17 protein-coding genes are annotated in these 19,914 nt (G+C 69.9%); 5 read left to right on the top strand and 12 right to left on the bottom strand.

Features of this window, described 5'->3' with window-relative positions:
- Positions 1-2: 2 nt before the first annotated feature.
- From mihF to ACFOW8_RS18415, 10 genes are all read right to left on the bottom strand, one after another.
- On the bottom strand, positions 3-323 hold the full coding sequence (gene mihF / locus ACFOW8_RS18460) for an integration host factor, actinobacterial type (protein ID WP_043653536.1): 321 nt from the start codon (positions 321-323) through the stop codon (positions 3-5).
- Positions 324-796: 473 nt separating this feature from the next.
- On the bottom strand, positions 797-1,621 hold the full coding sequence (pyrF, locus tag ACFOW8_RS18455; RefSeq protein ID WP_378551903.1) for an orotidine-5'-phosphate decarboxylase: 825 nt from the start codon (positions 1,619-1,621) through the stop codon (positions 797-799).
- 1 nt (position 1,622) lies between these two features.
- Entirely contained in the window at positions 1,623-4,985 is a 3,363-nt protein-coding gene (gene carB / locus ACFOW8_RS18450; protein ID WP_378551902.1) for a carbamoyl-phosphate synthase large subunit, read from the bottom strand.
- Positions 4,985-6,100 (bottom strand): glutamine-hydrolyzing carbamoyl-phosphate synthase small subunit, encoded by a 1,116-nt coding sequence (carA, locus tag ACFOW8_RS18445; protein ID WP_378551901.1) that lies wholly within the window; start codon positions 6,098-6,100, stop codon positions 4,985-4,987. Before carA ends, carB begins: the two co-directional genes overlap by 1 nt.
- Positions 6,087-6,602, bottom strand: coding sequence for a PH-like domain-containing protein (locus ACFOW8_RS18440; protein ID WP_378551899.1), 516 nt, complete (start codon positions 6,600-6,602; stop codon positions 6,087-6,089). The genes carA and ACFOW8_RS18440 overlap by 14 nt, the downstream gene beginning before the upstream one ends.
- A 15-nt stretch (positions 6,603-6,617) precedes the next feature.
- Positions 6,618-7,916 carry a dihydroorotase gene (locus ACFOW8_RS18435; protein ID WP_378551897.1) on the bottom strand — a complete coding sequence of 433 codons (1,299 nt, stop codon included), beginning with the start codon at positions 7,914-7,916 and terminating at the stop codon, positions 6,618-6,620.
- Positions 7,913-8,869, bottom strand: a complete 957-nt coding sequence (locus ACFOW8_RS18430; RefSeq protein ID WP_378551895.1) for an aspartate carbamoyltransferase catalytic subunit — start codon at positions 8,867-8,869, stop codon at positions 7,913-7,915. Before ACFOW8_RS18430 ends, ACFOW8_RS18435 begins: the two co-directional genes overlap by 4 nt.
- Positions 8,866-9,495, bottom strand: coding sequence for a bifunctional pyr operon transcriptional regulator/uracil phosphoribosyltransferase PyrR (gene pyrR, locus ACFOW8_RS18425; RefSeq protein WP_378551893.1), 630 nt, complete (start codon positions 9,493-9,495; stop codon positions 8,866-8,868). Before pyrR ends, ACFOW8_RS18430 begins: the two co-directional genes overlap by 4 nt.
- Positions 9,496-9,871: 376 nt before the next feature.
- Entirely contained in the window at positions 9,872-10,759 is an 888-nt protein-coding gene (locus ACFOW8_RS18420) for an EamA family transporter (RefSeq protein ID WP_378552101.1), read from the bottom strand.
- Between the two features lie 53 nt (positions 10,760-10,812).
- On the bottom strand, positions 10,813-11,538 hold the full coding sequence (locus ACFOW8_RS18415; RefSeq protein WP_378552100.1) for a MerR family transcriptional regulator: 726 nt from the start codon (positions 11,536-11,538) through the stop codon (positions 10,813-10,815).
- 89 nt (positions 11,539-11,627) lie between these two features.
- Here ACFOW8_RS18415 and ACFOW8_RS18410 point away from each other — a divergent pair, with 89 nt between their 5' ends.
- The 5 genes from ACFOW8_RS18410 to ACFOW8_RS18390 all read left to right on the top strand — a co-directional run bounded on the left by ACFOW8_RS18410 (position 11,628) and on the right by ACFOW8_RS18390 (position 18,955).
- Positions 11,628-12,845 carry an erythromycin esterase family protein gene (locus tag ACFOW8_RS18410; protein ID WP_378551891.1) on the top strand — a complete coding sequence of 406 codons (1,218 nt, stop codon included), beginning with the start codon at positions 11,628-11,630 and terminating at the stop codon, positions 12,843-12,845.
- A gap of 34 nt (positions 12,846-12,879) precedes the next feature.
- Complete coding sequence (locus ACFOW8_RS18405) at positions 12,880-13,122, top strand: hypothetical protein (protein ID WP_378551889.1); 243 nt, start codon at positions 12,880-12,882, stop codon at positions 13,120-13,122.
- 44 nt (positions 13,123-13,166) lie between these two features.
- Entirely contained in the window at positions 13,167-13,790 is a 624-nt protein-coding gene (locus ACFOW8_RS18400) for an alpha-ketoglutarate-dependent dioxygenase AlkB (protein ID WP_378551888.1), read from the top strand.
- A gap of 329 nt (positions 13,791-14,119) precedes the next feature.
- Positions 14,120-16,084, top strand: coding sequence for a UvrD-helicase domain-containing protein (locus ACFOW8_RS18395; RefSeq protein WP_378551886.1), 1,965 nt, complete (start codon positions 14,120-14,122; stop codon positions 16,082-16,084).
- Positions 16,085-16,237: 153 nt separating this feature from the next.
- Positions 16,238-18,955, top strand: a complete 2,718-nt coding sequence (locus tag ACFOW8_RS18390) for an NERD domain-containing protein (RefSeq protein WP_378551884.1) — start codon at positions 16,238-16,240, stop codon at positions 18,953-18,955.
- Between the two features lie 180 nt (positions 18,956-19,135).
- On the opposite strand, the gene ACFOW8_RS18385 is transcribed toward ACFOW8_RS18390, so the two are convergent.
- On the bottom strand, positions 19,136-19,402 hold the full coding sequence (locus tag ACFOW8_RS18385; RefSeq protein WP_378551882.1) for a YciI family protein: 267 nt from the start codon (positions 19,400-19,402) through the stop codon (positions 19,136-19,138).
- Positions 19,399-19,914 carry a transcription antitermination factor NusB gene (gene nusB / locus ACFOW8_RS18380; RefSeq protein ID WP_378551880.1) on the bottom strand — a complete coding sequence of 172 codons (516 nt, stop codon included), beginning with the start codon at positions 19,912-19,914 and terminating at the stop codon, positions 19,399-19,401. The genes ACFOW8_RS18385 and nusB overlap by 4 nt, the downstream gene beginning before the upstream one ends.

Below are 19,914 nucleotides of genomic sequence, written 5' to 3'. Positions count from 1 at the left end.
AATCAGGCGTCGAAGTCGAAGCGAGCCAGCAGCGCCTTGCGCTGACGGTCGCCAAGGCCACGGAGCCGCCGGGTGGGGGCGATCTCCAGCTCGGTCATGATCTCGGCAGCCTTGACCTTGCCCACCTTCGGCAGAGCCTCGAGCAGCGCAGAGACCTTCATCTTGCCGAGAATCTCGTCGGATTCGGCGTCGGTGAGGACCTGCTTCAGGTTGGTACCGCCACGCTTCAGGCGCTCCTTGAGCTCCGCCCGAGCACGGCGAGCGGCAGCCGCCTTCTCCAAAGCAGCGGCGCGCTGCTCGTCAGTCAGCTGGGGAAGGGCCACGGTTCCTCCGTCTCATCGTTCATTGCTAGATCTACCGCCGGTTACCCGGACGGTCTGTGCGACCGTACCCACGGTGGCCGCCGATTGCGAACTCGACCCCCAGGTCAGGGCAGGAATACGAATGGCGTATGGGCCGCGCGGGCACGATGCGGTGACTGCCGATTCTTCCGCAACGATCCTACCGCCGAATTCGAGAAATGCACCCCTACCTGCGGTTATACCGTTTTGGGCGATGTTAGCCATTCGATTGCGTGACCGGTCGGCGGTACCCCCGCAAACCCGCTACGGCGCGACCAGGGGGTTTCCCGAAATTACCCGCGTGTCGCGCGATTTCGTACCGCGTGTCGTCAAGATCGGGAACGGAATCGCGGGCCTCCGCAGGCGCCACCGCGCGGCGCCGAACCCGGCATGACCACCACCCAGCACGACTACGGGGCCCGGCGGTACCGGGCCCCGTATCCGATCGTGTGCGATCAGGCCTGCAGGAAGGCGAACTCCTCCTGCAGCTGCGCCGTCTTGTCGCACAGTGCGGTGACCGAAGGGCCTGCGCCGAGCACCTCGCGCGAGACGTTGGGGACGACGGCGGCCAGGTTCGCCGCGGGGACGAGCGCGCGGATGGACTCCGCTCCCCCGCCCTGGGCGCCGACACCCGGCATCAGGATGGGCCCGTTGAGGGCCGACAGGTCCGGCGCGTCGGTGAGGGTGGCGCCGACGACCACGCCGACCGAGCCGAAGCCGTGGCCCGTATTGCGGGCCGCCGCCTCGTCGACCATGGTCTGGGCGATGGTGCGCCCGTCGGCGGCGGTGATTCGTTGTAGTTGCGCCCCTTCGGGATTCGAGGTCGCCGCGAGGACGAACACGCCGCGATGGTTGGTCTGCGCGAGGCTCAGCGCCGGCTCGAGCGAGCCGAAGCCGAGATACGGCGAGACCGTCACCGCGTCCGAACCGAGTGGCCCGTCGCCGAGCCAGGCGTGCGCGTAGGCGTCCATGGTGGAGCCGATGTCGCCGCGTTTGGCGTCGGCGAGCACCAGGGTGCCGGAGGCGCGCAGCACCTCGATGGTCCGTTCGAGGACCGCGATCCCACCGGAGCCGTAGGTCTCGAAGAACGCGACCTGCGGCTTCACCAGGGCGACGCGGCCGTCGAAGGCCTCTACGCAGATCTCGGCGAAGGCCTCCAACCCGTCGACGTCCTCGGTGAGCCCCCACGCCCTGAGCAGGCCGGGGTGGGGGTCGATGCCGACGCAGAGCGGGCCGAATTCCCGCATGGCGTGCCGCAATCGGTGACCGAAGCTGTGCATGTCAGCCCCGCAGCACCGTGTGCAGTTCCTGCAACGAACGTACCCCGATGCCGCCGTTGATGCTCGCCTCGATGCCCTGCACCGCCGCGGCAGCGCCCTGCACGGTGGTGATGCACGGGATGTTCGCGCCCACCGCGGCGGTGCGGATCTCGTAGCCGTCCACGCGGGGGCCCGAGTTGCCGTAGGGGGTGTTGAACACGATGTCGATCTCACCGTCGCGGATCTGCTCGACGATCGAGGCCTCCGGCATGCCGGTGGCCGGGTCGGTGGCCTCCGGGTCGGAGTGCTTGCGCACCTGTTCGCACGGAATGCCGTTGCGGCGCAAGGTCTCCGCGGTGCCCGCCGTGGCGAGGATGCGGAAGCCCAGGTCGTGCAGGCGCTTGATCGGGAACACCATGGCGCGCTTGTCACGGTTGGCGACCGAGACGAACACCGTGCCCTCGGTGGGCAGCGAGCCGTAGGCGGCAGCCTGGCTCTTGGCGAAGGCGGTGCCGAAGTCGGCGTCGATGCCCATGACCTCACCGGTGGACTTCATCTCCGGCGAGAGCAGCGAGTCGATGCCGGAGCCGTCGGCGCGGCGGAACCGGTGGAAGGGCAGCACGGCTTCCTTCACCGCGACCGGCGCGTCGAGCGGGACGTGGCCGCCGTCGCCCTCGGGCGGCAGCATGCCTTCCTTGCGCAGGTCGGCGATGGTCGCGCCGAGCATCACCCGCGCACACGCCTTGGCCAGCGGCACCGCGGTCGCCTTGGAAACGAACGGCACCGTCCGGCTGGCGCGTGGGTTGGCCTCCAGCACGTAGAGCACGTCGTCCTTGAGGGCGTACTGCACATTGAGCAGGCCCTTGACCCCGATGCCCTTGGCGAGGGCGATGGTGGAGCGGCGCACCGCCTCGATATCGCTGCGGCCCAAGGTGATCGGGGGCAGCGCGCAGGCGGAGTCGCCAGAGTGGATACCGGCTTCCTCGATGTGTTCCATGACGCCGCCGAGGAAGACCTCCTCGCCGTCACACAGGGCGTCGACGTCGATCTCGATGGCGTCTTCGAGGAACCGGTCCACCAGCACCGGGTGCTCGGGGTTGAGTTCGGTGGCGCGGGAGATGTAGCCCTCCAGCGACTGCTCGTCGTAGACGATCTCCATGCCGCGCCCGCCGAGCACGTAGGACGGGCGGACCAGCACCGGGTAGCCGATGCTCGCGGCGATCTTCTTGGCCTGCTCCACCGTGGTGGCGGTGCCGTACTTGGGCGCGGGCAGGCCGGCGGCGACGAGCACCTCACCGAATTCGCCGCGGTCCTCGGCCAGGTCGATGGCGGCCGCCGAGGTACCGACCACCGGCACGCCCGCGTCGGTGAGCCGCTGGGCCAGGCTCAGCGGGGTCTGGCCGCCGAGCTGCACGATGACACCGGCGACGGTGCCCGACTCCGATTCCGCGTGGTACACCTCGAGCACGTCCTCGAAGGTCAGCGGCTCGAAGTAGAGGCGGTCGGCGGTGTCGTAGTCGGTGGACACGGTCTCGGGGTTGCAGTTGACCATGACGGTCTCGTAGCCCGCGGCCGACAGCGTCTGCGCCGCGTGCACACACGAGTAGTCGAACTCGATACCCTGGCCGATCCGGTTCGGGCCGGAGCCGAGGATGATGACCTTGTCGCGCTCGTGCTGCGGGGCGACTTCGGACTCCGCACCGGGATCCAGCTCGTAGGCGCTGTAGTGATACGGGGTCTTGGCCTCGAATTCGGCGGCGCAGGTGTCGACGGTCTTGTAGACCGGCCGCACCCCGAGCCGATGCCGCAGCGAGCGGACACCCGCTTCGCCGGCGAGTTCGGGGCGAAGGGCCGCGAGCTGGCGGTCGGACAGGCCGTAGTGCTTGGCGTGGCGCAGCAGGTCCTCGTCGAGCACCGGCGCGTCCAGGATCTCCTGGCGCAGCGCGACCAGCCCGGCGATCTCGGCGACGAACCACGGGTCGACGCCGGAGGCGGCGGCGGTCTCGTCGATGCTCGCGCCGTAGCGCAGCGCCCGCTCGACCTGGTAGATGCGGCCTTCGGTGGGCACACGCAGGTCGGCGAGGATGGCCTCGACGGCCGCGCGCACCGACGCCGGGTCGTTCGCGTCGGCCGGGGCCCACGCCCCGTCCTCGGCGGTCCAGAAGCTGGCGGCCTTGGTCTCGAGCGAGCGCAGCACCTTGCCGAGGGCCTCGGTGAAGTTGCGGCCGAGCGACATGGCCTCACCGACGGACTTCATGGTGGTGGTGAGCGTGCCGTCGGCACCGGGGAACTTCTCGAAGGCGAACCGCGGCGCCTTGACCACGACGTAGTCGAGCGTCGGCTCGAAACAGGCCGGGGTCTCGGAGGTGATGTCGTTGACGATCTCGTCGAGCGTGTAGCCGATGGCCAGCTTGGCCGCGATCTTGGCGATCGGGAAGCCGGTGGCCTTGGACGCCAGCGCCGAGGAGCGCGAGACGCGCGGGTTCATCTCGATGACGATCAGGCGGCCGTCGCGCGGATCGACCGCGAACTGGATGTTGCAGCCACCGGTATCGACGCCGACCTCACGCAGGATCGCGATACCGAGGTCGCGCATCTTCTGGTATTCGCGGTCGGTGAGGGTCATGGCCGGCGCCACGGTCATCGAGTCGCCGGTGTGCACGCCCATCGGATCGACGTTCTCGATGGAGCAGACGATGACCACGTTGTCGCGGCCGTCGCGCATGAGCTCGAGCTCGTATTCCTTCCAGCCGAGGATGGACTCCTCGATCAGGACGTTCGCGGTGGGCGAGGCGGCCAGGCCGCCGCCGGCGATGCGGTCGAGGTCGTCGTCGTCGTAGGCCATGCCGGAACCGAGCCCACCCATGGTGAACGACGGCCGCACGACGACCGGGAAGCCGAGTTCGGCGACGGTCTCGCGAACCTCGTCCATCGTGTAGCAGACCTTGGACCGGGCGGATTCGCCGCCGACCTTGGCGACGATGTCCTTGAACTTCTGCCGGTCCTCACCGCGCTGGATGGCGTCGAAGTCGGCGCCGATCAGCTCGACCTTGTACTTCTCCAGCACCCCGCGCTCGTGCAGCGCGACCGCGGTGTTGAGCGCGGTCTGGCCGCCGAGGGTGGCCAGGATGGCGTCGGGACGCTCCTTCTCGATGACCTTCTCGACGAATTCGGGGGTGATCGGCTCCACGTAGGTGGAGTCGGCGAACTCGGGGTCGGTCATGATGGTCGCCGGGTTGGAGTTCACCAGCGACACCCGCAGTCCCTCGGACCGCAGCACCCGGCACGCCTGGGTGCCGGAGTAGTCGAATTCGCACGCCTGGCCGATGACGATCGGTCCTGAACCGATCACCAGGATGTGCTTCAGATCCTCGCGGCGAGGCATCAGGCTCCTTCCATGAGACCGGCGAAACGGTCGAACAGGTATGCGGCGTCGTGCGGGCCTGCGGCGGCCTCGGGGTGGTACTGCACCGAGAAGGCGCGACCGTCGATCAGTCGCACGCCCTCGACGGTGCCGTCGTTGGCGCAGATGTGGGAGACCTCGGCTTTGCCGAAGGGGGTGTCGAACACCTCGCCCTTCTCGCCTTCGAGGGCGAACCCGTGGTTCTGCGCGGTGATGGAGATGCGCCCGGTGCCTGCTTCGACGACCGGGATGTTGATGCCACGGTGACCGAACTTCATCTTGTAGGTGTTGCGGCCGAGCGCGCGGCCGAGGATCTGGTTGCCGAAGCAGATGCCGAACAGCGGGATCCCGCGTTCGAGCACGCCCTGGGTGAGCGCGATCGCGCCGGTCTGGGTGGCCGGGTCGCCGGGGCCGTTGGACAGGAACACCCCGTTCGGGTTCAGGGCGAGGATGTCGTCGAGCGAGGTGTTCGACGGAACCACGTGCGTGCGCACGCCGCGCTCGGCGAACATCCGCGGGGTGTTGGTCTTGATGCCGAGATCGACCGCGACGACGGTGAAGCGGTGCGCGCCGACCGGCTCGATCGTGTACATGCCGTCGGTGCTCACCTCCTGTGCCAGGTCGGCGCCGAGCATGGACGGCTGGCCCTTGACCCTGGCCAGCAGTTCCTCGTCGGAGGCCAACGCCGAGCCGGAGAAGATGCCCGCCTTCATCGACCCGCGGGTGCGCAGGTGACGCACCACCGCGCGGGTGTCGATGCCGGCGATGCCGACCACGTTCTGCTTGTCGAGCTGGTCGGTCAGCGTGCCGGTGGCGCGCCAGTTCGACGAGATCGGGGAGGGGTCGCGCACGGCGTAGCCCGCGACCCAGATCCTGCCGGACTCGTCGTCCTCGTCGTTCCAGCCGGTGTTGCCGATCTGCGGGGCGGTGGCCACCACGATCTGCCGGTCGTAGCTGGGGTCGGTGAGGGTCTCCTGGTACCCGGTCATCGCGGTGCAGAACACCGCCTCGCCCAGCGTCTGCCCCTCGGCGCCGAAGGCGGTCCCGCGGAACACGCGGCCGTCCTCGAGCACCAGAGCCGCCTTAACCTTCGTCATTCGTCGTCTCCGTCCTCGCCCTGGTCACATCCGCGGTCCATGCCGGGTACACCAATTTGTCGTCGCCCCGGAATCCGGTGTCGATCTCGGTGCCGGTCGGCAGTGTCCAGCGAATCACCAGCACACCATTCTCTGTCATCACTTTGCCCGCGTGTCCGCGTTCGGTGCGCACGGCCGTCACGGATTCCTGCGGAATCCAGATCGGCGTCGCCCCGTCGCGTTCGAGCAGGATTCCGCGTTCGAACCGCGTCATCTCCGCGGTCGCCCGGAATCCCAGGTCACCGACCGCGATCCGGTCCTGCCAGCTGGGCGCGATGGTGCTGCCCAGGTAGAGGCCGGTGGTCGGTTCCAGCAGTTGCGCGCCGAGTTCGGCAGGCACGGTCGGCAGCTCGCCGATCCGGTCCCGCTGGCGCTCGGCCTTCTTGCCCCAAGCCCGGTACATCAGCCACAGGCCGAGCAGGAACAGGGCCAGACACCCCACTACCCACAGTGTTCTCTCCACGTTCGCAGGCCTTCCCTAGATCCCGACCGCCTTGCCCTCGCGGGCGGTCACCCGGCCGCGCAGCACGGTGGCTGTCACCTGCGCCGGGAACGTCATGTCCTCGAACGGGGTGTTGTTCGAGATGCTCGCCAGTTCGGCGCCGCGCACCGTCCACTCGGCGTCGGGGTCGATCAGCGTGAGGTTGGCCGGTTCGCCGACGGCGATCGGGCGGCCGTGGTCGTCGAGGCCGACGATCGCGGCGGGCCGCTCGCTCATCACCCTGGCGACCCCACGCCAGTCGAGCAGGCCCGGCCGCACCATCGTCTGCACGATGATCGACAGGGCGGTCTCCAACCCGAGCATGCCGGGACGCGCGGCCGCGAACTCGCAGCATTTGTCCTGTTCGGCGTGTGGGGCGTGGTCGGTGGCGACGCAGTCGATGATGCCGTCGGCCAGCGCCTGGCGCAGGGCGGTGACGTCGGTGGACTCGCGCAGCGGCGGGTTCACCTTGTTCACCGCGTCGTAGGTCTCCAGGCGCGAGTCGTCGAGCAGCAGGTGGTGCGGGGTGACCTCGGCGGTGATCGCGATGCCCTGGCCCTTGGCCCATTTCACCAGTTCGACGGTGCCCGCCGTGGAGGCGTGGCAGATGTGCACGCGGGCGCCTGCGTCGCGGGCCAGCAGCGCGTCGCGGGCGACGATCGACTCCTCGGCGGCGCGCGGCCAGCCCGCGAGGCCGAGGCGGGCGGCGTTGGGACCCTCGTGCGCGACGGCACCCTCGGTCAGTCGCGGTTCCTCCGCGTGCTGGGCGATGAGTACCCCGAGGGAGGTCGCGTACTCGAGGGCGCGGCGCATGATCAGCGGGTCGTAGACGCAGTGGCCGTCGTCGGAGAACATCCGTACCCGGCCGACGCCCGCAGCCATGGTGCCCATCTCGGCGAGCTGCTTGCCCGCCAAGCCGACGGTGACCGCGCCGACCGGGAACACGTCGACCAGGCCGACCTCCTGGCCACGCCGCCACACATGATCGGTGATCACCTGCGAGTCGGCGACCGGGCTGGTGTTGGCCATCGCGAACACCGCGGTATACCCGCCGAGAGCCGCCGCGGCGGAACCGGTTTCGATGGTCTCGGTGTCCTCGCGGCCGGGTTCGCGCAGGTGGGTGTGCAGGTCGACGAAGCCGGGCAGCAGGATCTGGCCGTCGCCGTCGATCACCTCGGCGCCCGCGGCAGCCGCCAGGCCGGGACCGATCTCGGCGATGACGGTACCGCGCACCAGCACATCAACCGGCTCGTCCGCACCGTAGGGCCGGACGTTCCTGATCAGCAGTTCACTCACGCCGTTTCCTCCTTGGCACCGCCGACGAGCCGGAACAACACGGCCATTCGCATGTGCACTCCGTTCGTCACCTGTTGCAGGACCGCCGCTTTCGGCGAATCGGCGACCGCGGCTGCGATCTCCATACCGCGCAGCATCGGACCGGGGTGCAGCACCACCGCGTCGTCACCGAGCAGGCCCAGCCGGCGCTCGGACAGTCCGTAGTTGATCGAGTACTCCCGCGCCGACGGGAAGAACCCGCCGTTCATCCGCTCGGCCTGGACCCGCAGCATCATCACCGCGTCGGCCCCGGGCAGTTCGGCGTCCAGCGAGGTCGACACCCGGCACGGCCAGCTGTCCACGCCCACCGGCAGCAGCGTGCCCGGCGCCACCAGCACCACCTCCGCACCGAGAGTGTTCAGCAGGAAGACATTCGAGCGGGCGACCCGGCTGTGCAGAATGTCGCCGACCAGCACGATCCGCTTGCCCTCGATGTCGCCGAGCCGCTGGCGCAGGGTCAGCGCGTCGAGCAGTGCCTGGGTGGGGTGCTGGTGGGTGCCGTCGCCCGCGTTGATGATCGCGGGCGCTGCCCGGTTCTCCGCGCGCGCCCACTGGTCCATCCAGCGCGCGATCTGGTGTGCGGCACCGGAGGCCGGGTGCCGCACGATCAGCGCGTCGGCGCCTGCCGCGTGCAGGGTGAGCGCGGTGTCGCGCAGCGATTCGCCCTTGGAGACCGAGGAACTCGACGCGCTCACATTGATCACGTCGGCACTCATCCACTTGCCCGCGACCTCGAAGGAGACCCTGGTGCGGGTGGAGTTCTCGTAGAACACGGTCATCACGGTGCGGCCGCGCAGCGTCGGCAGCTTTTTCACCTCGCGGCCGAGCAGCGCCTGTTCGAAACGCTCGGCCTCGTCGAGGAGTTCGGTGGCGGTGCCACGGTCCAGGTCGGCGACCGTCAGAAGATGTCTCACTGCTGCTGCGCCTCCTGGTGCAGGTACACCCCGTCGTGTCCGTCGTGTTCGGTGAGCAGCACCGAGATGTCCTCGGCGCGGGAGGTCGGCACGTTCTTGCCCACGTAGTCGGCGCGGATAGGCAGTTCGCGGTGACCGCGGTCGATCAGGACGGCCAGCTGGACGGCGCGGGGGCGGCCGAGGTCGCGCAGGCCGTCCAGCGCCGAGCGGACGGTGCGGCCGGAGAACAGCACGTCGTCGACGAGCACGACCAGGGCGTTCTCGATGCCGCCGTCGGGCACCGAGGTGCGTTCGAGCGGGCGGTGCGGACGGCTGCGCAGATCGTCGCGGTAGAGGGTGATGTCGAGTGAGCCGAGTGCGGGCCGCACGCCGGAGAACTCCTCGATCTTGGCGGCGAGCCGGTTGGCCAGCGTGGTGCCGCGGGTCGGGATTCCCATGAGCACCACCCGCGGTGCGTCGCCCGCGTCGAGTGCGGTCTTCTCGATGATCTGGTGCGCGATGCGCGCGATGGTGCGGTTGACGTCCGACGGTGACAACAGCTCGCGCCCGGCCGCCACCCACTCCGGAGTGTGCCGCTGCGACGTTTCACCCGCGCCGGTTCCGGCCGCCCGTTCGGGCACAGCCATGCCGACCTCCTTCCCCGCCTCACCGGACGGTCCGTTAAAGGATGCCTAACTCGCGCTCCACCCTATCAGCGTCCTCCCCCTACTCTGACCAGGGCGTCCCCGCTGTGAGCGCCACCACGACCCCGGTCCACGGCCACCTCGTGCGGCACCGATCACAGCCCCGTCGAAAGCCCCGTGAGCAGAGCTACCTCCACCGACGGCGGCAGTACCTGGGGCCGCGTGCGGGATCGTCACTGTGACAACTCGTTCGGCGCGGGCGTTGGCGTCGATGGCAGTGCTCAGCCAGGTGGCGAGGCCTGGGGCGATGGCGTCGTAGAAGGCGGGATACGGTGTGCTCATCCGAGCATCGTCGACTCTGACGCAACGTCAGGGTCGACTACAGCGGTGCGGGCGGTTCCGGCGCCACTTGTCGGGTGGGCATGGCGCTGATCGTCAGTGCCGTCATGACCAGCGCGATTCCGGCCACCTCCGGTCCGCTCAGCAGCTGGCCGAGCGCGATCGCGCCGACGACGGCCGCGGTGGCAGGGAGCAGCGCGAGCAGCAGGGCGAAGCGAGCCCGGCCGACCGCCGTCAACACCACCTGGTCCAGGGCATACGGAACGGCGCTCGACAGCAGGCCGACGCCGAGGCCGAGCAGCCAGGTGCGGGAATCGGCGAATACCGACGCGTCGATCAGCACCTGCGGGATCAGCACGAACGGGGCGAGCAGCACCGCCGCTGCGGCCATTCCGACCGCGAGCGAATCCTGCCCGTCCCCGGCGTCGGCGACCCGCTTGCCGACCAGGATGTAGCCTGCCCACAGCACCGCCGAGGCGAGCGCGAATCCCACGCCCACCGGTTCCACGTCCAGCTGCACTCCGGCCAGCAGCACCACACCCGCCGCGACCAGCACCACCGCCAGCACGTCCCTGGCCCGGCGGGAACCGAGTGTGGCCACGGCGACCGGCCCCAGAAATTCGATGGCGACGGCGGTGCCGAGCGGAATACGGGCGATCGCCTCGTAGAACACGATGTTCATGCCCACCGTGACGATCCCGAATCCGGCCGCCACCGCGATCCCCCGCCGCGTCCACCGGGTGCGCCACGGCCGCCGCCACGCCACCAGCGCCACGCCGGCGGCCGCGGCGCGCAGCCAGGCGACGGTCGCCGGTTCGGTGGTGTCGAAGAGGAACACGCCGAGCGCCGCACCTACATACTGCGAGGTCGCGGCGACGACGAAGACGAGGGGCACCGACCAGCCCGGCAGCACGGCACGGTCGGTCATCGGGCTCGCGGTCACTTCAGCGAGTATCCACAACGGGCCGGAGTTCGCCGGGCTCACTCACGGCTGTGGAGCACGGCTTCCGCACGTGCCGCTTCTTCCCTCGTCAGGTAAATATCGAGTTCAGCGGCACCGTGTAGCAATGTGCGGCCACGGGTGGTCAGCCGATCCTGCCAGTCCTCGAGAAACTGCCGCAGCGGCTCGGCCCCGCCCGCCGCACGGAGCGCGTCGAGGAATTGCGCGATCCGGCTCAGCGGGTATCCGCCGCGGCGCAGCTGCCGGGCGATCTCGGCGTCGCGGACGCATTCCGGCCCGTATCGGCGATATCCGGTGGCGCGGTCGCGGTCGGGGCGCACGATGTCGCGCGCTTCCCAGGTGCGCAAGGTCGCCGGATGCAGGGCAAGGCGGCGCGCGAGTTCCCCGATCGTCATGGCCGGGCCCGCGATGCGGGCAGGCATTGTCGTGGACAACTCGCGCAGGGCACTCGCGACGTCGGCGCGGGTGCCACGTTCGTCGAGCAGCGCGACGTGCGCGGCATCGATCAGCCGGTAGGCGGCGTCCAGGTCACCCCGATGGACCGCGCGCAGGATCGCAGTGGCTCGCTGATGGCCGTGCCCGGCGCGCAGGGCGAGAAACGCCCGCAGGGCCTGCGCGTGCAGCGGGGTGTAGCGGCGGTAGCCGGACTCGGTGCGGGCGGTGGGCGGGAATATGCCCGCGTCGTCGTAGTTGCGAATCGCCTGCGCCGACAGACCGTGCTCCCGAGCGAGATCGATGGGCCGCAGGTCGCACCTCTCTTTGAAGGTTTCACCGAGTCTAACTCGGCTGATTGCAGAAAAGTTTCACACGAACCTTCAACGATACTGTCGAAGGTATGTCATCCGCTACCGCACCGCTCACGCCCGGCCGCCCGCTCGACGACGCCACACAGCTCGGCCACGCGCTCGACGATCTGCTGGCCACTCGCACCGAACCACCCGCCGTCCTCGCCCTCGGCGAGCCGACCCACGGAATCGCGGCGTTCCCTTCGCTGCGCAACGACATCCTGGCGCACCTGGTCGAGCGAGGATTCCGGTCGGTGGTGCTCGAGACCGACCACTTCGCCGCGTCCCTGGTCGACGACTACATCGACGGCGCGGACACCGACCTCGACACGGTGCTCGCCACCGGATTCACTCACGCATTCGGCGCCGTGCCCGGCAATCGGGAACTCGTCACCTGGCTGCGCGCGCACAATGCCGGGCGCGCACCGGCCGACCGGGTCCGCTTCCACGGCTTCGACGCACCGCTCGACCAGATCGAAACGCCGAGCCCGCGCGCCGCCCTCACCGGAGCTCTCGCGGCGCTGCCCGCGGCCCTGCGCCCCGCCTCCGCCGGCGAGCTGGAATCGCTGCTCGGCGCCGACGCCGACTGGTCGAACCCGGCAGGCATCTACGACCCCGACGCCGCCCTCGGCGACTGCGCGCGCGTGCGTTTCCTGCGCAGCATCGCCGACGACATCGCCAGTGCCCTGCGCCGCGCGGCGCCCGACCTCCGCGCGACGGCACCGGCGGCCTTCGACCGCGCGGTCGCGGACGCGCGGACCGCGCAGGGGGTACTGCGTTATCACGCCGCCATGGGCAGCACCGCACCCGACCGGATCGGTACCCTGCTCAGCATCCGCGCCGAGATGATGGCCGACAACCTGCTGGCCATTCGCGACGCCGAGCAAGACCGCGGGCCGAGCCTGGTCTTCGCGCACAATGCGCACGTGCACCGCGGGCGATCGACCATGGGGATGGGAACCGGGGACGTGAGCTGGTGCGGCGCAGGCGCTCTCGTCGCGCCCGCACTCGGTGCGCGCCATATCGTGGTGACGACCGACGGCGCCCCGCACAGCGCGCCCGGCACTCTCCAGGGCGCGCTCGCCGCGGCCACCACCCGCAGGTCCCTGTTCTCCGCGGCGTCCCTGCGCGCCACGCTGCCCGCGGGGACGCAGGCGGGCGCCCCGATCGTGCCGGGTCATATCCCGCTCACTCCTGCCGATCTGGACGGCACCGACGCGGTGATCTTCGTCGCCGACACCGACGGCACGCGCCACCAGTACTGGTGAGCACCGGCTGGCCTGCGCATACCGCACCACCGAGATGGAACTCGCGCTGGCCGGGCCGGTGATCGGTGACACCGTCGCGGCCCACACGGCGCCCCACGACATCGATACCGCCGCCTGGCGCGGCGCGGACGCGATGACAGTCCTGCCCGAGGACCCGGTGGCAGCCGCCGAGGAGATCCAGCGGCGGCGGGAGGAGATGGGCTTCTCCTACTTCGTCTTCGGCGGCGAGGTCGCCGAACGATTCGCACCGATCGTCGCTCAGCTCGCCGGACACTAGCGACAATGCGAACATGTGTTCGAATACGCGCTACACTGGCGGTCATGTCGCTGCCCCTGCAAGGTTCACTGTTCGACGGTGATGCCGTCGTGCTGGGTTCGCTGGCGGACGTCCGGCGCACCCGGCTCGACGCGACCGCCTGGGTGGATGTGCTCCCCGGGTGGCTCGGTGGCGCGAGCACGGTGTTCGAGCGACTGGCCGAGCGGGTGCCGTGGCATGCCGAACGCAGGCCGATGTACGACCGGGTGGTCGATGTGCCACGGCTCGTCTCGTTCTTCGCCGAACACGATCCACTCCCCGACCGCATCCTCGTCACTGCCCGCGACGCCCTGAGCAGCCATTACGCGAGCGAACTCGGCGAACCCTTCCGCACCGCGGGCCTGTGCTACTACCGCGACGGCCGCGACAGTGTCGCCTGGCACGGCGACACCATCGGCCGCGGCGCCACCGACGACACCATGGTGGCGATCGTCTCCGTCGGCGCCCCACGCACCCTGCTGCTCCGCCCCCGCGGCGGCGGACCGAGCACCCGGTTCACCGCGGGCCACGGCGACCTACTCGTCATGGGCGGCTCCTGCCAACGCACCTGGGAACACGCCGTCCCCAAAACCACCCGCCCGGTGGGCCCACGCATCAGCATCCAGTTCCGCCCGCGCGGCGTGCGCTGACAAGACCGACCGCGCCGCGCAGCGGCAAGTGGTTACGACACACCTACGCCGAGCTTTGTCGCGGGCGCGGCGGATTCGGTGGCCCTTATTCTTCCTGGGAGACCGCCGCGCAGGGGACGCTGAACGTCGCGATCGATGCTGTGCTGCCGCTCGGTGAGGCTGCTGCGGCGCACCGTGCGCCCGAGGACCGGACCGCGCGTGGGGCGGTGCTGCTGCTTCCGTAGCTGCTGACGCCTCCGGCCTTCTTGGGATGAAACTCTGTCTGTGGCTTGGTATTTCACTCATACTCGAAGGGACGGAGAACGCGCGGACCGAGTGGGGTGGCCGGGATGACGTCCAGCAACGATCGGGAGATGCTACGGCGGCGGATCGAGTGCGAGGTCGGGGACGCGGTCGGTGAGCTACCGGGGCGGTCACGGAATGTCTACACCGCGCTGCTGGTGGACGGGCATCGGCAATGGCGGTTGCTGCTGCATCGCACCCAGCCCGCGCCTGCGGGCCGATGCGATGCGATGCTGATCGGGCCCGGCGGAGTGTTCGCGGTCAATATCGTCGACGAATTGCCTGGTGAGGCACAGATCCGCAGGCTGAGGGCGCAGGCGGAGCACGTGTTCACCGGGGTTTCCTATGGTCCGGAAAGCGGCGAGTTCGTACGCGAGACAGTGGAGTTGGTGTTCGTGCTGCCCGCCGGGCGGCGGCCGGATGCGGACGGGCGGTTCGTCGTCGTCACCGATGCCACGTTGCGCAGCGTGCTCGGCCGCGACCGGATACTGCCCGCGAAGGCCGCGCGAGCACTCGCCGAGCACACCGGTCGCAGGCACGCCGACTATGTGCTGCTGCCCACCGTCACCCCCGCACCGGCCGCGGCGCCGGATGGTCTGCTCGAGGTGGACGCGCTGCAGACCGATCAGGTGAACCTCGCACTGGCCAAGCCGTTTCCGACCTGGCTGACCTTCCTCGATCCCACGCAGAACGCCCTCGTCGCCCGCAACTACACCGGGCCTGCGCGGATCGTCGGCCCGGCGGGCTCGGGCAAAACCGTGCTGGCGCTGCACCGCATGGCCCATCGCGCCCGGCGCAGCACCGGCCCGCTGCTGTTCACGACGCTGGTGCGGAATCTGCCGCCGTGCCAGCAGTCCGCGTTCGCGCGACTGCTTCCCGACGCGGCACACCGCGCGGAGTTCACGAACCTGCACGCCTGGGCGCAGAACTTCCTCGCCGAACGCGGCAAGCCACGGATCATGGAGCTCAAACGGACGACCACCGCGTTCAACCTCGCCTGGATCAGGGCAGGCCGGGTGAGCCCGCTGGCCGCCACCGAGCCGAGCTACTGGCGGGAGGAGATCGACCGGGTGATCAAGGGTCGCGGACTGCCCGCCACCGACGCGGGCTTCGCTGCCTACGCCGAGGTGGACCGCCGTGGCCGCCGGGTGCCGCTACATCCCGTCCAGCGCCGCCATGTGTGGGCCCTGTACCGGGCCTACGAGCAGATCCGGACCGAGCGTGGCTGTTTCGACGGCAATGACGTGATCGCCGCCGCGCTCGACGAACTACGCGCCCGCCCCCTCGACCGGCCGTACGCGATGGTCGTGGTCGACGAGGTACAGGACATGACGTTGCAGAGTGTGCGTCTGGTGCACGAGCTCACCGGCGACGAACCGAACTCGCTGTTGTTCGTCGGCGACCGGCAACAGCAGATCTACGCGGGCGGCTGGCGGTTCGTCGACGCGGGCATCGCGATCGTCGGCCGCAGCGAACGGCTGACCAGGAACTACCGCAACCGGCGGGCGATATTGAAACTCGCCGCGAGTCTGCCGGGGGCAGGTCCGGTCGACGACTTCGACACCGGCGACCGCCACAGCCTCGAACACACCGAAGCCGCGCTCCCCGACGGCATCGCCGAACGCTGGTCCTGCACCAGGGCCGAGCTGGCCGGACACCTGCGCGGCAGGCTGGACCTGATCGTCGCCGCGGGCATCTCCCTGTCCGATACCGCGATCATCACCATCACCAACCCCGAAGCCGAAGCGATCCTGCGGCTGCTGCACCAGTGGCAGATCCCCGCCACCGAACTCGTCGACTACCGCTGCGCCGCCGCCGACACCGGCGTCAAGGTCGGCACGGTCTATCGGGCCAAAGGGCTGGATTTCCGCGCGGTCATCCACCCGTTCCCGGTGCCGGCGGCCCCTGCCACCGACGCGGAGCGGGAGCGGTACGAACTCACCATGCGCCAGCAATTCGTCGCGGTGACCAGGGCACGAGACTACGTCTGGCTGGCCGAGATCAGCGGCTGAGTCACCCGGCCGGACCCGGTCTCGCGGCACCCCGCCGCGAGACCGGAAATCGGCGTTGCCGATCTCGTTGCTCGGCAACAGGATTCGGTTTCGAGCTGGCTGGTGGAGGCCGTATCCTGGTATGGTCCGCAGTCGGTTGCACAGGGGGTCGTGGTGATCGTCGTTGTCGCGGACGAAACCGAGCTCGAAGGCGCAGAAGAGGTCGTCGCGGCGGCGATCCGGGAATGGGCGTCCGAGGTCGGTGGTATAGCCGTGTTCCGGTGCCATGTGCCTGAGAGCCGGGGCGGGTCGGTCGAGGTCGACGCACTGGTGTGCACGCCGCAGGGCGCCACCGTCATCGAGGTGAAGGGGTTCACGGCACGCCAGGACGGTGTGCTCGCCACCCCGCCGAACGGGCCGTGGACGGTCGACGGCGCCGAGGCCGCCCTGTATCACGCCGTCCGGGTGCCGAATCCGTTCGTCCAGGTGCGGCGGCAGGTGTTCGCGGCGAAGAATCTGCTGCAGCAGTCCGGGATCTTCGGCTGGGTGAACGCGGTGGTCGTGCTGGTCCCCCAGCCCGGTTCGCGGATCAGGCTCGAGGAATCCCGCATCGCCGACGGGTACCGCGCGGTGCTGGTCGACCGCGAGGATTCGACCGCCCTGCACGACTACTTCCACGGCGAGACCGGACGCACGACCCGGCTCAGCGTCAACGATGTGCGCCGCGTCTTCGACGCGCTCAACCTCGCCCACCTGCTGCCGAGCCGGGTCGTCCTGGCCGAGCAGGGCTTCCCGGCCCGCCTCACCCCCACCACCACCCCGCGTCCCGCCACCACCAAGCCCGACCAGCCGGAATCGCCCGATGCCTCGGACGCGCCGTCACCGTTGAGCATCCGCGCGGGCGCCCCGGCATTCCTCGCCGCCATCGATCGCCTCGCCCACCGACCCTCAGCCGAGCCCGCGACCGACACGTCGGATCGCGAAGCCACCACGGCCGCGACCCCCGAAGCGGCCGGTGCCGTGCCCACTCGCGAAACGCCGCACGCCATCGCCGGGAGCGACGGACCGCATCCCGAGGCCGGTGGCGGAGATTCGGCGGCGCGGGGCAACGCCCGCACACCCGACGTCGACGAGAGAAGCACGACCGAACCGGCCGTGGCGCCGGGCGAGGAGATCAACCGGGAGGATTCCCACGGCACAGGGGAACCGGCGACGCTCATCGGATCGCCGGAGGTACCTGGCGGATCGTCCGCGCCGGATCACTCGGGCGCAGACACCGCGGGTAGCGACTCCGGTGCCGCCGACCTGGACACCGAGCGGATCAGCGACTCTCCGACCGCAGGACCCTCCACCATCCAGCCGTCCCCGGAAGTACCTGGGAACACCGGAGAAGAGGCAGCCGACACCGTGTCGGAAACCGACGACTCCATCTCCGCTGATCGCGAAGGCGTATCGGTATCGGGCGCAGAGGTTGTGCCGGCGGTATCCGCTGCCGCGGCAGCCGGTATGGCCGGGGTCATCGCAGGCGCTGCCGTGGGCGCGAGCACCGACAGTGCGGCGGAGGCCGGTGCCGCCGAGTACTCCCCCCCGCGAACCACTTCCGAAACCCTCACACCAGCAACCGATGTGGCTGGGGCCGTCGGCTCGGCCGCCGCTAGCACGAGCGCGGACAGTTCAGCGGACCCCGACGCCGCCGAACACTCCCCGCCGCGAACCCTTTCCGAAACCGCTGCGGCCGACGACGTAGCGGCAGGCTCCCCGACCGCGAGTGTCGAGGCGATATCCGGTACAGATTCCGATGACACGGCAGGACTTCCCGGTGCCGACGAGAGCTCGGGCGCCGCGGTCGAGGATGACGACGGAATGTCGGAAGCCGTGTCGTTGACCAAGTCCGGCGCGCAGGTGCAGGCCGACGAGCTCGACGGATCGGCAGTACCCGAGGACGGCGACGACGCGCTCCGATACGCGGCGGCCGGTGCGTATGAGCCGGGGTACGGCGAGGACTGGTACGAGGACGACAACCTGCGAGGTCAGGCGGCCGCGGGACCTGCCACCGCGGTAGCCGCAGGCGATGCCGCGGCATGGTCGGCCGAGCAGCAGACCGCACCGCCCCCTGCCGAGAGCACCGGCGAAGCCGACGGGTTCGACAGCTCCGAGCACTGGAGCGACTGGGTCCACGACCCGACACCGCAACGACCGGCGGCGAACCGAGTGCGCCCGCGCCGCGAGGCACGCCGTCTGTCCTGGCTCGAACGGTGGCGCAATACCCCGATCAAGCAGCGGCGTGAGCATCCACGGCCGGTGATCCGGATCGGGCCCGGCATCGGGTTGCTGCTGTTCATCGTCCTGTTCGGGGTGAGCTTCTTCGCGGTCGCGGCGATCGACGCGAGCCGGTTCGAGATGGCCGACTACGACCGGATGTGCGCCGAGCGCACCCCGTTCCCGAATGCCGCGGAATACCGGCGCGGCGACAGCGTGAGCCCGGTCTATCTGTCCGGCGACCTCACCACGATGGTGGCGGGCAGCGATTCCCCGGCCTGGCGGCCGACCGATACGGACACGGTGCAGCTCATCGCCTGCATGACGCGGCTGAGCCTCGGCGAGCTCGTGGAAACCTGTCAGTTCGCGCCTGCCCGCGGGGAACCCATCGGCCGGACGGTCAACCTGTTCCGCGCCACCTACGAGGTCACCGTGTACGAACTGCGCACCGGCCGGGAAGTGGCGACCGCGACCATGATCGGCGAACGATACTCGGCCGATCCCGCCAACACCGATCCCGATCGCTGTCGTGGCGCCGCCGATGCGCCCGACGATCTCGGTCGCAGGCTCGGTCAGCCGTCGACGGCGCAGGTCACCGGCTTCCTGGCGCCACTGGTCCACGCCGACCGCTGACGGGCTTGACCTCGAGTGCACTCGAGGTAGCAGGATGCGGTCGTGCCTCGCGCACGCCCGGCACCGCGCTACCGGCGCGGGCGCGCCGCCACCGATTTCCCGTACACCCACCGGTGGCGGCCGCCGGGAACACAACAGCCGCACACCCGCGAAAGGCTGTGCGGCTGTGTGGAATCGAGGTCACGCGGAGACGGTGATCTCCCATTCGTGCACCGTCAGCTCCGATGCACCGGTGCGGTGCAGCGGGTCTGCGTGCGCGAGCGCCGTTGCCGCCGAAAGGTTCTCGGCGAGCACTACATACGCGCCGCCCGATCCGTCGGTGAACCGGCCGCTCTCCACCAGCTGTCCGGTGTCGAGCAGCCGCTGCAGGAACTCACGGTGCGGTTCGATCACGGTCTCGTCGAAAGCCGGTGTGCGCATGACCATCACGAGATATTTGCTGGTCACTGATCCGGTTCCTGGGCCGGGCGCGCGGCACGGGTGGCCGCCGCGGCGGCCCGCACCTGCGGCGCCACCTGCACGACCTGGCCGAGCACCCCGTTCACGAACGACGGCGAGTCGTCGGTGGACAGCTCCTTGGCCAGCTCCACGGCCTCGTCGACCGCGACCACCGGCGGAACGTCGGTGGCGTGGAACAACTCCCACACTGCGATGCGCAGAATCGCGCGGTCGACGGCGGGCAGGCGGGCCAGCGTCCAGTCCTGCAGGTAACCCTCGATGGTGCCGTCGACCCGGTCGAGGTCATCGGCGACGCCTTCGACGAGGACCGTGGTGTAGGCGTGCACGGGCGCCACGCTCTGGTCGCGAGTGGCCAGCTCGGCGCGTTCGGAGATCAGGTCCGAGACGTCGACGTCGCGCGCCTCCGCCTCGAACAGCAGGTCGACCGCCCGGCGGCGCGCCTTGTGGCGCGCGCCCAGCTTCTTGAACGAGCCCTTCTTGTCCGCCGGGGAATCCGTCAC

Origin of the sequence: Nocardia rhizosphaerae (genome assembly GCF_042650365.1) — a bacterium.
GTDB classification, from domain to species: domain Bacteria; phylum Actinomycetota; class Actinomycetes; order Mycobacteriales; family Mycobacteriaceae; genus Nocardia; species Nocardia rhizosphaerae.
The sequence above is the reverse complement of the archived record's forward strand: the minus strand, read 5'-3'. Positions and strand labels throughout refer to the sequence as shown.

Excerpts from the sequence above, each read along its gene's own strand:
- ACFOW8_RS18405 (WP_378551889.1), top strand. The coding sequence starts at position 12,880 with ATGGAACTCGCGCTGGCCGGGCCGGTGATCGGTGACACCGTCGCGGCC.
- carA (WP_378551901.1), bottom strand. The coding sequence starts at position 6,100 with ATGACGAAGGTTAAGGCGGCTCTGGTGCTCGAGGACGGCCGCGTGTTC.
- pyrF (WP_378551903.1), bottom strand. The coding sequence starts at position 1,621 with ATGCACAGCTTCGGTCACCGATTGCGGCACGCCATGCGGGAATTCGGC.
- pyrR (WP_378551893.1), bottom strand. The coding sequence starts at position 9,495 with ATGGCTGTGCCCGAACGGGCGGCCGGAACCGGCGCGGGTGAAACGTCG.
- carB (WP_378551902.1), bottom strand. The coding sequence starts at position 4,985 with ATGCCTCGCCGCGAGGATCTGAAGCACATCCTGGTGATCGGTTCAGGA.
- ACFOW8_RS18400 (WP_378551888.1), top strand. The coding sequence starts at position 13,167 with ATGTCGCTGCCCCTGCAAGGTTCACTGTTCGACGGTGATGCCGTCGTG.
- ACFOW8_RS18410 (WP_378551891.1), top strand. The coding sequence starts at position 11,628 with ATGTCATCCGCTACCGCACCGCTCACGCCCGGCCGCCCGCTCGACGAC.
- ACFOW8_RS18420 (WP_378552101.1), bottom strand. The coding sequence starts at position 10,759 with ATGACCGACCGTGCCGTGCTGCCGGGCTGGTCGGTGCCCCTCGTCTTC.
- ACFOW8_RS18395 (WP_378551886.1), top strand. The coding sequence starts at position 14,120 with ATGACGTCCAGCAACGATCGGGAGATGCTACGGCGGCGGATCGAGTGC.